Source organism: Methylomonas sp. ZR1 (genome assembly GCF_013141865.1).
Taxonomy (GTDB): Bacteria; Pseudomonadota; Gammaproteobacteria; order Methylococcales; family Methylomonadaceae; genus Methylomonas.
The window spans coordinates 3,028,158-3,042,704 of the sequence record NZ_RCST01000001.1 but is presented as its reverse complement, the minus strand read 5'-3'; the positions used below and the strand labels follow the sequence as shown (position 1 = coordinate 3,042,704).

Here is a 14,547-nt window from a genome sequence, read left to right as displayed (position 1 = left end):
TCCAGGAAATTCGGCTTATTTCAACCTTATTTGTCGGCGGGAATTAGGATGTTAGCGGTTCTATTGACTAGAAATGGTTTATATAAACCAATTAATGTCGGCGCGTGGCCGAAAAAATTCTAAGCCTGATATGCCTGCGCGGTCCTGAGGCACGCTAGTTGAAGCTGCGGATTGCCGGCAAGCAGGGGATACCGAAATGTCGGAGATACCCTGGGGCAAGATTTTTATCAGTCTTATTCAGCATTCCTGCTGTTTGGGGGGCGACGCCGCCGCTCAGCCCGAAAGGCCTGAGGGATAGCGTATTCTCGAAACGGCCATCGCTAGCGATTGGTTTTGGCGATCCCCAATTTTTGCATGCGGTAACGCAGGGTACTCGGTTTTAAATTGAGGCGTTGCGCGGCACCATTGGGGCCTTCAATGACCCAGCGGGTTTGTCCCAGGACGCTGAGGATATGCTCTTTGGTTACGCTATCCAGGCTGGTGTCGCCGCCTGCTGCCACGAGTTTTAGGCCGGCGTCGGCCGTCGCGGGCAACTGTTCCGGGCCGATGTCCAATATCGGCGTATCGGTCAGAATCACGGCCCGTTCGATGATATTTTCCAGCTCGCGGATATTGCCCGGCCAACGATAGCGCTGCAAACGCTGCATAGATTGACCACTGACCCCGGTTATTTTTTTACCGATTTTCGGCGCGAATTTAGCGATCAAAAAGTTCACCAACAGCGGAATATCTTCCAGCCGTTCTCGCAGCGGCGGCGTGGTCAGCGGAAACACATTCAGACGGTAAAACAGGTCTTCGCGGAAATTCTTTTCAGCTACTTCCGTCAGCAGATCCCGGTTCGTCGCGGTAATCACCCGCACATCCATCTTGATGGGTACTTGCCCGCCCACCCGCTCGAATTCGCGTTCCTGAATCACCCGCAACAATTTGACCTGCACATCCAGCGGAATTTCGCCCACTTCATCGAGGAATAGCGTGCCGCCCTCGGCCAATTCAAAGCGGCCGATGCGTTTGTTGATAGCGCCGGTGAATGCGCCTTTTTCGTGACCGAATAATTCGCTTTCAATCAAACTGGACGGCAATGCCGCGCAATTGACTTTAATCAACGGCCGGTTTTTCCGGGGACTGGCGGCGTGAATGGCGCGGGCGATCAGTTCTTTACCGGTGCCCGATTCGCCTTGGATCAATACCGAGGCGTCGGTCTGCGCGACGCGCTGGACTTGGTTTAGTAAGGATTGCAGCGCCGGACTGCGGCCGATGATGTCGTCGAAATTATGCGTCGATTTAATTTCTTCCTGTAAATACAGGTTTTGCGCTTGCAGCCTGGCCTGTTCCCGTTCCATCAACACCTGTTCGGTAATGTCGATAAACATGGTGCGCATGTATTGCCGGCTGGGGTCGAGTTTGGACCACCACTGTATCCAAATCGGCTGATCGTTATCCCTGCGGCGCAATTCCAGCACGACACCATCGTTATTCGTGCCGTCTTCGATGGACTTGAGCGCCAACTGCAAGCGTTGTTGCGCTTCGGGCGTGTCGGGTACGAAGGAACTACCAATTAGACCCGGCACTTGTTCCGGCGTGATGCCCAGGATGCGCATGGCGGCCTGGTTGGCGGCCTGGAAGCGGGTATCGGTGTCCTCGTGCACATAAGCAATCGGCGCTTCGTCGAACAAATCCTTATAGCGCTGTTCGCTCTGTTGCCGCAGTTCTTCTACCCGAATCCGGTTCAGCTCCGCCGCCGCCCTGGCCGCGAAAATCTTGAAGGTGTAGAGCAAGCGGGGTTCTTCGGGCATTGCCCGTTCGTCGAATATCGCCAGGTGGCCGAGGATCTGGCCGTCGGCGTCTTGCAAGGGCACGCCGAGATAACTTTCTATGCCTTCTTCCTTGGGGAAGATTTTCGCCAAGTCCGACGGGTAATGGCACAACTTGCCGGCCAGCACATCGACGCAGGGGGTGCCGGCCAGTTCCCATTCCTGATTGTCTATAAATTGACCGTGCTCCCAGAAGGCCAAGGATCGTATCCGGGTTTTGTCGCTGGTGAATTCGGCGATAAAGCCGTTCGCTACTCCAATGGCCGTGCACAGACTACGCACCAGCGATCTTAAAAAATCCTCGCCGGTGGTTTGCACGGTGCCTTCCACCAGCGCCCGCAGTATGGCCAGTTCCGACGAGTCGACAGTTTGCATGAGTGAAATGGTCCGGTTGCTTGCATTGAATAGCATTCTAACCAGCGGCCGCCACAACACCAAGCCGCAACTATTCGCGGCAGCCACAACTATTGGTGGATTTTCGGCGATTGGGATACGGCTTGAATTTGCTTGGTAATTTATAAGTGTTTGTTTTTATTTGCATGTTTTATTTTAAAGCGTTTTGGCATGCCGCTTGCCATTAGTTAAGCGTCTGCCGGGAAATCGGTGGACTCCACTAAATCATTTAACGACTAGGAAAAGACTGATGAAAAACGTAAACACTGTTGTATCGACCGCCATGGCTTCTTTGATTTTATTAGGGGTGTCAGGCTTGCCATCGCTAGCCTTTGCCGCCGACAAAAAAGATATGGAGAAATGTTACGGCGTAGCCAAAGCCGGCAAAAACGACTGCAAAACGCTGTCTAATGCCTGTGCCGGACATTCCACCGCCGATAATCAAAAAGATGCCTTTATCGCCGTGCCTGCCGGCACTTGCGAGCGCATCGTCGGCGGCAGTATGGAAGCGCCCGCGGACATGAAATAACGGCACAGGCTCCGGTTACTAGGCCGCGCGAACCGTTAAAGAGCGCAGTCATGCCGGCAGCGATTGCCGGCATCCCACTCACAAGGTTCTGCGCTGTTTAGACGACACCCTTTCACCATTAAATCGAGTACCACATGACTCTCACGAAGCCACTCGCTAAACAGGTATCAGTGAGCTCGGCGATTCCGGCGCAAGCCGGAATCGGCCTTCGCTCCCAGCATCACCGGGATGCCCTAAACCAACCCATTCGGCCTGCGTGGTTGGAAGTCCATAGCGAAAACTACTTCGGCAACGGCGGTATTCCGTTACGCGACTTGGAAGCCATCCGAGTCGATTATCCGATCAGCTTGCATGGGGTTGGTATGTCGCTGGGTTCTGTTGACCCGTTGAATCGGCAACACTTACGGCAACTGCGCGATCTGATTCAGCGGATCGAACCGGGGCTGGTGTCCGAGCATTTAAGCTGGAGTGCCTTTGGCGGCAGGTACTTGAACGATCTGCTGCCTTTACCCTATACCGATGAGACGTTGGCCCATTTAGTTGCGCGCATCTCGCAGGCACAAGATTATTTAGGCAGACCGCTGTTGATCGAGAATCCTTCCAGTTATTTGGAATACGGCTTTTCCAGCTATACGGAAAGCGAATTTCTCAACGAACTAGCCCGGCGTTGCGGCTGCGGGATTTTGTTGGACGTGAACAACCTTTACGTGTCTTGCGTAAATCACGGTTGGCAGGCGGCAGATTATTTAAGTGCCATAGCAGCGGACAAGGTCGGGGAAATTCATTTGGCCGGGCATACCGTTAATCAATTCGGCGAGCAGAGCATTCTGATCGACACCCATAACGCGCCGGTCAGCGATGCGGTCTGGCAACTCTATCAAACAGCCATACAGCGTTTCGGTTGCCGTCCGACCTTGATCGAATGGGATGCCGATCTGCCGCCCTGGCCGGTGTTGGTGGCGGAAGCCGCAAAAGCCGACAGGTTTATGGAGCAGGCTTATGCACAGGCTGCGTGAGTTACAACGGGATTTTTCCCGCTTCGTGTTGCAAGAATCCCAACAGTTGCCGGCGGGCGTGAAGTCGATGGGCCTGAGTGCCGAGCAACGGCTGGCCATTTATCGAAACAATACCCGGCTTGGTTTAACGGCGGCCTTGCGCAACAGCTATCCGGTCGTGAACCGTCTGGTCGGTGAGGGCTTTTTTGCCGGGCTGGCTGCTGCTTACATCAAAAGCTACCCGCCGCAATCGGCTTGCCTATTGACATTCGGCGCGCATTTTTCCGAGCTGATAAGCGGGTTTGCCGCCGCGCAAAGCTTGGCTTATTTAGCCGATGTCGCCAAGCTGGAGTGGCTGTGGCACGAAGCCTATCACGCTGCCGATGCGCCGATACTGTCCGCTACAGTGTTGACACAAATCGATCCCGCCGCCTACGGCCGGTTGGTTTTCAAGCTGCATCCCAGCGCACGCTTCATCGCCTCGGACTATCCGATAGCCAGGATCTGGGCCAGTAACCAGGCCGATGACGCCGGCCGGGAATACATCGATTTGCGTAACGGGGCTTGTTGCTTGTTGCTGTACCGTCCGGGTCGGCAAGTCGAAATCGATAGTCTGGATCAAGCGGAATATCAATTTCTATGGTTGTTGGCTATTGGCACGACGCTAAGCGGAACAGTCGAGACCGTGCTTACTGATCACCCCGATGCGAACGTGCCCACCCTGTTGCAACGCTGCTTGCTTAAAGGCCTGTTAACCGATTTTTATTTTGCGGATGCCTAACACATGCATACACACATCATTGCCAAATTATTAGCGCCGTTTTATCGGCCGCAAAGCTGGGGCCGTCGCTACGGCCTGTTACTGGGCAGTTTGACTCCGTTGAGCAGTTTGCTGCTGCGCTGCTGGGTTGCTTATGCGTTCTGGGTTTCAGGTCTGCTGAAACTCCAAAGCTGGGACAGCACCTTATATCTCTTCGAAAACGAATACGCCGTGCCGCTATTGCCTGCCGGGCTGGCGGCGGTGCTGGCCACCGCAGTCGAGCTTATCGGTCCTGCCTTACTGGCACTGGGTCTTTGCGGGCGCACCGCGGCAATAGTGCTGTTTCTATTCAATATCGTCGCGGTGATTTCCTACCCGGATTTGGGCAGTGCCGGCATTGAGCAGCATAAACAATGGGGCGTCATGTTGTTGGTTTGTTGCTTGCAAGGGCCGGGCGGACTGTCGCTCGATGTCTGGATAAGCCGCTACTTGTTCCCAGTGAATGTTGGCGCAGTCAGGTCGGCATTAAAACGGGAGAATGCGTGAACGTCCCGAACGGCGGAGCGCCGCTATCGGGGCAAACCGCGTTGGTGGTTCGCGGCGATTGTGGTATCGGCGCGGTGGTGGCGGAGGCGTATGCCGCTGCCGGTGCCAAGGTGTTGATCAATTATCTGCACGAAAGCGCGGCAGCGGACCGCATTGCCCAGCGGATTCGGGTTAAGCAGGGACAAGCCATGATATTTCAAGCCGATCTTAGCCGGGAAAGCCAAGTTAACAGTATGTTCGATGTACTCGCCGTCTATTGGGGCGGCTTGAATACATTAGTGACGAATGCCGATCTGGCGCTTGCTATGCCGACTGGTGGTATAGATCCGGAGCAATGGCGGGAAATTTTGCGGCAAAATCTGGTCGAGCAATTTTTATGCGTCAGACAGGCGCTGAAAGAGTTTGCCGGACGCGGCGGGCAAAAGGCTATAGCATTGGCACCGACCAAAATCATCTGCGTATCCACTTTCCTGGGCGGCCCAGGCGATAACGCGCAACCCTACTATGCAGTCTGTAAGGCCGACATGGCCGGATTATGCAAGGCTTGGGTTAGTGCGCGTGGTCAAGAAAATGCGGACAGCCCTGTCGGTCCACTCACTGCAAAACGCTTGACTGAAATTTGGAACGGTCAGTCGGCGCCGGACTCGATAGCGCTGGTGTCACCCGATCCAGAGCAAATAGCAAAAACCGCCGTCGGCTTGGCTGTACGCGCAGCTTAAGTCCGCTGGCGAATTACCGTAATTAATAGAGCAGAGGCTCATCGACATGAAACCCTATAAACCACCCGCTATCCCTTCCTCGGAAATCACGCCGCAAGCCCTGTTCCAGGCACGGCGAAAATTTATACAAACGGCAGGCGGTGCCGCGCTGGCGGCCGTGTGGCCGCAGACACTATGGGCGATGGATAATTTAGGCGGGCTTGGAAAATCTAAATACAGCGTGACGGATGAACTCACACCTCGGCAGGCTGTTACCGAATACAACAACTTTTATGAGTTCGGCACCGGCAAAGATCAGCCGGCCATCAATGCCGGCAGCCTGCAAACCCGGCCTTGGACTATTACGGTAGAAGGCGAAGTGAAAAAATCCAAGGTGTTTGATATTGACGAGTTACTGAAAATGGCGGCGCTCGAAGAGCGGGTTTATCGCCTGCGCTGCGTGGAAGCCTGGTCGATGGTGGTGCCTTGGCTCGGCTATTCGCTGGCGGAATTGCTCAAGCGGGTGGAGCCGACCGGCAATGCCAAGTTTGTCGAATTTGTCAGCCTGCACGATCCGGCTCAAATGCCGGGACAAAAGTCCGCGGTGCTGGATTGGCCCTACCGAGAGGGCTTGCGGATGGACGAAGCCATGCACCCTTTGACGTTATTGACCTTTGGTTTGTACGGGGAAGTGTTACCCAAGCAAAACGGCGCCCCGGTCCGCATCGTCATGCCCTGGAAATATGGATTTAAAAGTGCCAAATCCATCGTCAAAATCCGGCTGGTCGAACAGCAACCTCTGACCAGTTGGATGAAAGCCGGGCCGGGTGAATACGGCTTTTACGCCAACGTTAATCCCGAGGTCGATCATCCGCGCTGGAGCCAGGCCAAGGAGCGGCGCATCGGCGAGTTTCTGAAACGCAAAACCCTGATGTTCAACGGCTATGCCGACGAAGTGGCGGCACTGTACGCCGGCATGGACTTGCAGCGGAATTTTTAAGCCATGACGATCAAAAATCTCGACAACCGTGTACTGCTCCAGGTGAAAGCGGCCGTATTTCTGACGGCTTTGCTGCCGTTCGCCAATTTGGCCGTCGCCGCTTATGCGGATGAGTTGGGCGCCAATCCCATTGAAAAAATGACCCACGTTACCGGGTTTTGGGCTTTGAGTTTTTTGCTGATCACTTTGGCGGTCACCCCGCTGCGGCGTCTGTCGGGCTGCTTATGGCTGATGCGCTTGCGGCGCATGTTGGGTTTGTTTGCGTTTTTTTATGCGTCGTTGCACTTTGCGACCTATTTGGTTTTGGACCAATATTTCGATTGGCAGGCAATCGCTAAAGACATCCTGAAACGGCCTTACATTACTATCGGCTTTAGCGCATTTGTGGTGCTGATTCCGCTGGCATTGACTTCAAATGACGCCATTATCCGCCGCCTGGGCGGCAAACGCTGGCGGGCATTACATCGCTTAACTTATCCGTGCGCGATTGCCGGCGTGGTGCATTTCGGCTGGCTGGTGAAAAAAGATCTAAGCAGACCTATGATGTTTGCGCTTGTACTGGCTTTGCTGCTGGGTATGCGCGTAGCTTACCGCTTGGCCGGTAACCGCACTGCACATCAAAAGGCTGTTTAGTTGGCCTTGTGAGTATTTCCCTCGGGAAATCGGCCACCGGTTTCGGCTTAATGACGCCCGTATTCAGTGACAGTCATTGAAGGTTAGAAGTGTTGGGATCGGTCATTTCTTGTTTGAGGTCAGCATATAGGCGGTGACTGCAATTTTGTGCTACGCGGGTGTCCGGAATTTTAATAGCTGTGACACAATTGCCCCGTTTGCTTGTTACGCCAACGCTAGCCAAAACACCTAAATACCCTGCCCGAAGTTTGTGATGTTTACGCATACTCGGACATGTCCCCACGGCCTCGGATTTAGCTAAAATCAAGCGTTGATTTAAAACCAGTTGCAGGCCGTCTTAATTTAGTTTTGATGGCGTTGTTGCAGAAACGTCAAGCACGAAGACGTCGATTAGTTTTCGTTCCGCCGGTGTCAATGTGGCCTTCAGCATTTCTTCCAGTTTGGCGGCGGATTTAGGCGGCGGCAGGCCGTCTGGATGAGTCGGCAACCTTTTAAAGTTAAACCAAAAAACCAAATACAAGCCGCGGCCTTCGGTTTCCGGCGAGATGGTGTAAAGCGGTATCAATTGTAGGTGGATGGCTTTCCATAATTCGCGGTGATAATCGCGTTTGATTTCGATGGGCAGGTAATAAGATCGTCCCTCATGAATGAAGGACAATTTCATATCGGCGCACTTCTCATTGGCTTGCAATGCTTCCGGTTCGACGGCGACTTCGTAATTCGCCAGCATCGGCTTGAGAAGATCAACCAAATAATTACGTCCAACCTCTTCGTATCTTGGATCTTCCTCGGAGTAAGGTTCTGTAGGGGCTACAGTTTCTTTGCCTTTTAAATTCCAGAAATGTTGGTAGCGGTTAGTCTCGCTGGTGTGCATTCCCTCCGCCAATTGCCGCAAACAATCCATCGCCAGCACCGAAAGATCGGCGACATTGGCCGGTTTTCGGTTGTTTAGCGTTTCGATAACTTGGGAAGCGTCGGGATGCTTATACAACGCTTCCCTGCGGCTGATTTGTTGGGTTTGTTGGGCGTCGCGGATTAGTGAGTGCCAGGCAATCAATTTTGGCTGTTCGAGTAATTCGGCCAGAACCTTTGCGGCTTCCTCTGCGGGATTCGCCGCCAAGTTATTTATCAAATATCGAACATAATCTCGCTCTTCCATCGCTCGCGTAACAAATCCACCACCCCTAGGCCAATTCGGCTGACAGCGGGGTGCTAGCAACGCTATCAGCATACCTATCGTAGTAACCCTTTCAAGGCTGAAGTAGGGTTCGTTACCATGCATCGGCAATAAGAACGAAGACAAATGATTGATACGGATAGCCTTCTCGGTCACTTCCAGTTTGATCTTCGTTTCGTAAATGCTTGGATCAATGACCAACCCCGTGGCAAGCCAATAAATACGCTGTGCTAAATCCATGCCTTTGCATGCTAATTTTTTTTCAATTAGCGAGAATAACGAATTTTTGTCACCTCCCGCTATAGCCGCTTTCAGTAAATACTTAAGATGGTCGATGTGATCTTTGTAGCCGCGAACCGGATATTTTTCGAGTAACGGCAATACAATACGACGGGCTATCTGTAATCCGCGAGCGTCAGAGGTAAAATAGGAAATGCCATGAATAAATTTAGCCTTGGCATTTAGTAAGATTGTGATATAACCGGAATAGGCTTTAGCAACAAAATCAGGCCGAGAATAGCATAATGATTTAAACCATTCGTCTTCGAATGTCCCTTGAGTAAAACAAAATGCAAGCGCACTATTAATTAAATCATCGTTTAAATCTTCTAAGAAACTATTATTCTCCAAATACAAACTTTCAATGCATATTAGGAGCGGCCGCCTGATATAGTGATATTCATTTTTTACATCAGCCGCCAATATTTCTTCCGCTCCAGGAAGATCAGTTCTATCCAATATCTTTCGCAATCCACTTTTCGCTGCCGAAATCAAAATTTCATCATGATTTAGATACTCCGCCAATCGCTGCTCATTGGATTTTCCGCTTACACTAACTCGATGATCAAAATATTGTGAAATTTGATCATAAACAGAAGGTTGAATCTTGCCAGTAGCAATGCCATCCAAATTTTTATAAAAAAAATTTAATTTTTCAGCCAATTCCTGTTCGCGTTGTTTCCGCCACTTGGCTTTTGATTCGATCCTTTTTTTCCACGTTTCCGGAATGGGGCAAAACTTTAGCTCATTAAACACCTTGCTAAACTCAGGGTGCTGAAAGACCCATTCACTAATTTCTTCAAGAGTCAAAGCGCTGTCTTGGTTATAGAGCGTCAAGAATGCCTGTTTGAAATAAGAGACTTTTTTATCTGAATCGATTTCGGTCAGTGCCATGCTTAACCACCAGGCACCCAAGTTTTTCGGCGGGGTAGCATTTCGGAAGTGCACAAATATCAAAGCAATCGCATATTCTATATTTTCCTTGCTTTCTATTCGTTTCAAGCCTTCCGAGAGCAAATTAATAAAAATTTCAGGGTTTGCTTCCAGCCATGCCGAGATTTTTGCCTTGTATTCTTGCGATAACTTGCATTCATCGTATTCGTCAATACCGATCGATAACCAGCAATAAAGCCTTTCATTAGAAATAGACGGACCATGCAAAGTTAATCCGCTCACCATTAAATCGCCAGCGACATCGAATAAGTTATCTAATGCGGCATGTATTTTATCGGTTCCAATATGAACAAATTCATCCAAGACATTCGGTAGGTCGTTACTACCTATTCCACGCAAAAATTCATTTTTCCAAAAATGAATGCAAGAGATTCTACTGCCGTCACCCTGCTTACCTATAAATCGAATAATATCCGCAGGTTTGATTTTTGATAAGTACAGTTTTCTTAATAAAACCTCTAATAAATCATTGCGCGCGTCTTCAATGACTTTATTGTGAATATCTTCCGCTAAGACCAATAAACTTTCATAATCGCCTGGATATAGTTGACAAAAAGCGCGCAAGGCATAACTTCTAATGGCCTCCCAATACGTTTTGTCTCTTATAACCGCCAGTAATTGAAGACTTATATTTAGCTTATTTTCCGTGCAGCATAGCCCTTGTAACAAGCAATACAGCAAATACTGTTCGCCATCGCTACGCCCCGGATTGCCGAGCACTTGTATTAATTCGCTCGCCATATCTTTTTGGCACAAGGCCGAAAACGCCGTGGTGTGCCCATCGCGGTTGGGAAAGCCTGTGGTTTGTGCTTCCCGAATCAATGCGCGTAATAATCTGGATTTCGTTTGCGTAGAAAACAACTGCACATCCCCATACACCACCACACCTAAAGGATCGATTTCAATCAAAGGATCACGCGCCGGTTCCGACAATACGGCCAACCAGGCCATCAAACCGCGCAGCGCGGCAACGATGCCGCCGTCTACGCCGATCGTTAGCGCCAATACTCGATTGACCAATAAGCCATCCTTGATCTTGCCGGCAATGAAGTACGCCGCGAGATATTCCGCGACGCTACGATGTACATAGCTATATTCGTCGCCCACCTTTCTGAACAAGCGGGACTTTAAGGCGGCGCGGCTCGCCACAGGAAGGTCGAGAGAAGCAAGACTGATGCGGCCCGGTTGGGCGTAACCTTCGCTGAAACCCGACAGGTTGGCGAGCAATTGAATCGCACATAGCAAGCCTACCGCGTCGAGCAACGCTGGAATATTAACCGTGGATTTTTCGGCAACCCTATGTTCGTCGTTAAATTCCGCCGCCAATTGTTCCGATGTCAGCCGGTATAGCTGTTGCTTGGTGGATGGCCATTCCCGCCCGCCCTTGACGGCATCAATCAGCATGTCCAGGGTTTGTGGGTTGTCCAGCAAACCGGACAGGCCGGAGTGTTCCGCTTTTTCGATGAAACTATCGGCATCGCCGACACGCTTGTCGTTAGCAAGTATCGCCGTCACGTCGCCACTGTTTAATGGGTCTAAATACAGCACGCTAACAGGGCTGATTTTAGATAAATCTCTGCTATCCAGCGCACCCAGCCAATCGGCTTCGCGGCAGGAAATGCGGAACCGTTTACAACCCAATTTATTGAGTCTGCCGCGAATGGCGTCCAGTGGCGTTCGCGCGTCGTCCTTGCCGGCTCGGGCCTCGTCTAGGCCATCAATGAACAGGGTTTTCTCCTGCCATTCCTCATTATCTAAATAGATAAAGTCTCTGGCGGAAATGTAATGACCGCCGGTAAGCTTGGCTTCGACTTCGAACAACGTGGATTTCCCTGCGCCCGGTTCGCCAAGCAATACATAGGCCGGCCGGTCTCTGTAGTCGGCGATAGGAAGGCTTTCGGCAGGAGTGTCTTCAGTGGTTTTTTCGGTAACGGTACGGGGAACGCGATACAGCATGAATTAATCCAGCCAATCGTCGGCAGGTTGAGACAGAAATTCCGCCAAAGGTACGCCGCCCGCGCCGACCAGAATTTTTGTAGCGTGGGGATATTTTTCGGCAAACACGTTTAACCCTGCCGATACCACCGGCTTGGGCGCGCTTTTGACTTCTATCGCCGCCAGTTTCTTGCCTTTAGCCAGCACGAAATCGACTTCCTGGTTGCCTTCGCGCCAATAGTAAAGTTTGGTGTCTTCGTCGGCGGTATTGAGCAGATGCGCGCCGATGCTGCTTTCCACCAAACGTCCCCAATAACTGCGATCGGCCTGTGCCTCGGCGAAGCTGTAATCCTGTAGCGCCGACATCAGCGCTGTGTTGAACACATGCAGTTTAGGCACGGAATTGCGCTTGCGGACTTCCTGGCCGGCGTATTTATGCAGGCCAGCTAATAGTTTGGTTTCGGTCAGTAGATGCAGGTAATCGGCCAAGGTTTCGGTGTGTTTGGCTTCGATGATGCTTGCTATAATTTTGGTTAACGACAATTCCTGGCCGGAATAATGGCAACCTAGTTCGAACAACTGTTTCAGCAGCATCGGATTTTTGATGCGCACCATTTGCAGGATGTCTTTTTCGATATTGGGCTGAATCAAGCTATCGCGTACGTAGCGGCGCCAGCGCGTTTCGTCTTTTATCAGCCAGGCGCTGCCGGGATAACCGCCGAAATAAATGTATTGTTCGAGTGAGAAATCAAAGGCCTGTTGCATTTCGGCAAAGCCCCAATGACTGACGGGCAGGGTTTCATAACGTCCGGCCAGACTCTCCGACAAGCCTTTTTGCATCAACAATGGCGCCGAGCCTAGCAGCACGACATGCATCGGCACGCCGTTGGCGCGGTCCGCGTCCCATAAGCCCTTGACGATGTCTGACCAATCCTCGATTTTTTGGATTTCGTCTATCGCAAACACAAAGATGTCGTCGCTTTGCGCGGTTTTCAGCCAGGCGGCAGTGCGGTTTCTCGCTTCTTGCCAATGGAAGGCCAGCCAACCCCTATCTTTCTTTTGCGGCGGGGAGATAGTCGCGGACGAATCAAAGCCGGCAGCAAATTCATCGTCCACTGAGACGTAGTAGCCTTGCGTCGGTTTGGCTGAAACAATGTCGCGGATGATGGTGGTTTTGCCGACCTGCCTTGGGCCGGCGAGTAAGTTGATAAAGTGAACTGGATCGCCGAGACGGTTTTTGAGTAGCGCTTCCTGGGGGCGGGTGTATTTCATGTTACGATACTGAGTAAATTTACTCAGTATCGTAAAGCCAGCAGCAGGTCCTTGTCTATTGTTTCGCGTCAACCTTGAGTTTTGCCGGCATAATTTAAGAAATCCCTTCAAGGCCAATGCCAACCATTTTTTCTTTTTATCGTACGCAGTCTGGTGGAGCAATGCTTCCGGCAAATGACTAACCAAGTTAATGATGTCATCGGCAATAGCCGTGGCGTCTGCTAAGTTGTCATTAACCCGGCCCTTAAATACCTTTTATCCTGAGTTTATCGAAGGGTGCGCCAAATCAGGCTTCGACCAGCTCAGCCCGAACGGAATATCGGTGATAAATAGGACCGGGTTAATAGTGACGCCATGCTGTTACTGCCGGGACATTTAAAGGGCATGGCGCTTATTCTGATTTACGGTAAGGTGCAAGTGCCGTTGCCGCCGTCTCTAATGTAGTAGTCGGTGGAAACCGTGCCATTGGCTGCCGAGATTACGTTCAAACCCGCCCCCAAAAACACGGGTACTGATTTTCGGGTGGTTCCGTTCAATTGGGTTAACGGCGTGCCATTGACAGATACGTTTAATAGGTAGCTGCCATTATCGAACAGGTTGACGAAGTACTGGGAATTACCGCTAGCCGGGTTTAAGGCACAGCCTGGGGTGACGGTGGTATAAGATTTTCTACTGGCAGCGTATTCGAGAACGCCGTCAGCGCTGAAAGTGTTAGCTGACGTATCGGGTAGATCGCAGAAGCCCGGTTGTACGGTGAAGGCGTAGGTATCAGCTGTTCTACTAGACAGGGTGACCACAACAGAGTTATTACCATCAACAAGCCAGACAGCGACATCGGGTTGCGACGCGGTAACTTTGGTCACAATTCCGCCATTGAGGGTAATCGTGGCCTTATCTTTTGACCTTGGGTTGAAGAGGCCGGTTTGAACGGTTGCCGCTTGCAGGCCGGTGGCTGGATTTACCGCACACTGAACCATAGACGAGGCAAAGGTTTTTCCGCTTGGGCCGATTTGAATAGTCGTTGCAGCCTGAACCCTAGGGATTGCAGATAAGACCGAGAGAATTGCCAATAGCTGTATTGACAAGCTTTTTATCGTTTTCATATTCCAAATGCCTTTAGATTAATTAGAGCGGTCTAAATTACTATTTGGCGATGAATTGAATGTTAATTCCACATTAGGGTTAAGTTAAATTTCGCTTCGAAGCGAGTCTGCCGCATTCGCAGGGAAAGCGAAAATCAATCATACAATTTCGAAAGAAAAAATGAGGGCAATGACAGTCATCGACACCAGCCCAATGATAAAAAGCACTTCCGCCCAGCGTTCCAAACCTATGGTTGAGCGCTCCAGCCGAATCGATAAGAACGATAGCAACGCACTGATGGTGAATAGCAAACTGTCTATTGCCAACGCCTTGTCGATCACGTAACCGACCATGCCTGAAGGCTGACTTTTGACGATGCTGATGACCATAATGCAAACACCTACCATCGTGGCCGAATTGGGCAAAATGTGGTGGGAAAGGTCGTTATTGAGAGCGTGTTTCATTGAATATTTTTTAAG

General features: G+C 51.1%; 12 protein-coding genes. 7 read left to right on the top strand and 5 right to left on the bottom strand.

Annotated features, from left to right (window positions below; genetic code table 11):
* Nucleotides 1–320 precede the first annotated feature (320 nt).
* Nucleotides 321–2,189 carry a sigma 54-interacting transcriptional regulator gene (locus DDY07_RS13705; protein WP_171696268.1) on the bottom strand — a complete coding sequence of 623 codons (1,869 nt, stop codon included), beginning with the start codon at nt 2,187–2,189 and terminating at the stop codon, nt 321–323.
* A 268-nt stretch (nt 2,190–2,457) separates the two neighbouring features.
* On the opposite strand from DDY07_RS13705, the gene DDY07_RS13700 reads away from it, so the two are divergent.
* The 7 genes from DDY07_RS13700 (at nt 2,458) to DDY07_RS13670 (ending at nt 7,368) form a co-directional block, all read left to right on the top strand.
* Entirely contained in the window at nt 2,458–2,736 is a 279-nt protein-coding gene (locus DDY07_RS13700; protein ID WP_033157967.1) for a DUF2282 domain-containing protein, read from the top strand.
* Between the two features lie 134 nt (nt 2,737–2,870).
* Complete coding sequence (locus DDY07_RS13695; RefSeq protein WP_051670217.1) at nt 2,871–3,752, top strand: DUF692 domain-containing protein; 882 nt, start codon at nt 2,871–2,873, stop codon at nt 3,750–3,752.
* Nucleotides 3,736–4,512 (top strand): DUF2063 domain-containing protein, encoded by a 777-nt coding sequence (locus tag DDY07_RS13690; RefSeq protein WP_051670215.1) that lies wholly within the window; start codon nt 3,736–3,738, stop codon nt 4,510–4,512. The genes DDY07_RS13695 and DDY07_RS13690 overlap by 17 nt, the downstream gene beginning before the upstream one ends.
* Before the next feature lie 3 nt (nt 4,513–4,515).
* Entirely contained in the window at nt 4,516–5,037 is a 522-nt protein-coding gene (locus DDY07_RS13685) for a DoxX family protein (RefSeq protein ID WP_084153367.1), read from the top strand.
* Nucleotides 5,034–5,756, top strand: coding sequence for an SDR family NAD(P)-dependent oxidoreductase (locus DDY07_RS13680; RefSeq protein WP_171696267.1), 723 nt, complete (start codon nt 5,034–5,036; stop codon nt 5,754–5,756). Before DDY07_RS13685 ends, DDY07_RS13680 begins: the two co-directional genes overlap by 4 nt.
* A gap of 46 nt (nt 5,757–5,802) precedes the next feature.
* Nucleotides 5,803–6,735 (top strand): protein-methionine-sulfoxide reductase catalytic subunit MsrP, encoded by a 933-nt coding sequence (msrP, locus tag DDY07_RS13675; protein WP_171696266.1) that lies wholly within the window; start codon nt 5,803–5,805, stop codon nt 6,733–6,735.
* 3 nt (nt 6,736–6,738) lie between these two features.
* Nucleotides 6,739–7,368: a sulfite oxidase heme-binding subunit YedZ gene (locus DDY07_RS13670; RefSeq protein ID WP_171696265.1), complete on the top strand. Its 630-nt coding sequence runs from the start codon at nt 6,739–6,741 to the stop codon at nt 7,366–7,368.
* A 337-nt stretch (nt 7,369–7,705) separates the two neighbouring features.
* Here the strand turns inward: DDY07_RS13670 and DDY07_RS13665 are convergent, their stop codons facing one another.
* From DDY07_RS13665 to DDY07_RS13650, 4 genes are all read right to left on the bottom strand, one after another.
* On the bottom strand, nt 7,706–11,419 hold the full coding sequence (locus DDY07_RS13665) for a hypothetical protein (RefSeq protein WP_171696264.1): 3,714 nt from the start codon (nt 11,417–11,419) through the stop codon (nt 7,706–7,708).
* Between the two features lie 318 nt (nt 11,420–11,737).
* The gene (locus DDY07_RS13660) at nt 11,738–12,985 is read right to left on the bottom strand and encodes an ATP-binding protein (protein WP_171696263.1); all 1,248 of its coding nucleotides are present in this window, start codon (nt 12,983–12,985) and stop codon (nt 11,738–11,740) included.
* 401 nt (nt 12,986–13,386) lie between these two features.
* The gene (locus DDY07_RS13655) at nt 13,387–14,088 is read right to left on the bottom strand and encodes a hypothetical protein (RefSeq protein ID WP_225893041.1); all 702 of its coding nucleotides are present in this window, start codon (nt 14,086–14,088) and stop codon (nt 13,387–13,389) included.
* 138 nt (nt 14,089–14,226) lie between these two features.
* Nucleotides 14,227–14,532, bottom strand: coding sequence for a hypothetical protein (locus DDY07_RS13650; protein WP_033157960.1), 306 nt, complete (start codon nt 14,530–14,532; stop codon nt 14,227–14,229).
* Nucleotides 14,533–14,547: the final 15 nt, after the last annotated feature.

What these genes read in the sequence shown, in the direction of transcription:
- DDY07_RS13685 (WP_084153367.1), top strand. Translation starts at nt 4,516, where the DNA reads ATGCATACACACATCATTGCCAAATTATTAGCGCCGTTTTATCGGCCG.
- DDY07_RS13650 (WP_033157960.1), bottom strand. Translation starts at nt 14,532, where the DNA reads ATGAAACACGCTCTCAATAACGACCTTTCCCACCACATTTTGCCCAAT.
- DDY07_RS13655 (WP_225893041.1), bottom strand. Translation starts at nt 14,088, where the DNA reads ATGAAAACGATAAAAAGCTTGTCAATACAGCTATTGGCAATTCTCTCG.
- DDY07_RS13660 (WP_171696263.1), bottom strand. Translation starts at nt 12,985, where the DNA reads ATGAAATACACCCGCCCCCAGGAAGCGCTACTCAAAAACCGTCTCGGC.
- DDY07_RS13700 (WP_033157967.1), top strand. Translation starts at nt 2,458, where the DNA reads ATGAAAAACGTAAACACTGTTGTATCGACCGCCATGGCTTCTTTGATT.
- msrP (WP_171696266.1), top strand. Translation starts at nt 5,803, where the DNA reads ATGAAACCCTATAAACCACCCGCTATCCCTTCCTCGGAAATCACGCCG.
- DDY07_RS13705 (WP_171696268.1), bottom strand. Translation starts at nt 2,189, where the DNA reads ATGCAAACTGTCGACTCGTCGGAACTGGCCATACTGCGGGCGCTGGTG.
- DDY07_RS13690 (WP_051670215.1), top strand. Translation starts at nt 3,736, where the DNA reads ATGCACAGGCTGCGTGAGTTACAACGGGATTTTTCCCGCTTCGTGTTG.
- DDY07_RS13670 (WP_171696265.1), top strand. Translation starts at nt 6,739, where the DNA reads ATGACGATCAAAAATCTCGACAACCGTGTACTGCTCCAGGTGAAAGCG.
- DDY07_RS13695 (WP_051670217.1), top strand. Translation starts at nt 2,871, where the DNA reads ATGACTCTCACGAAGCCACTCGCTAAACAGGTATCAGTGAGCTCGGCG.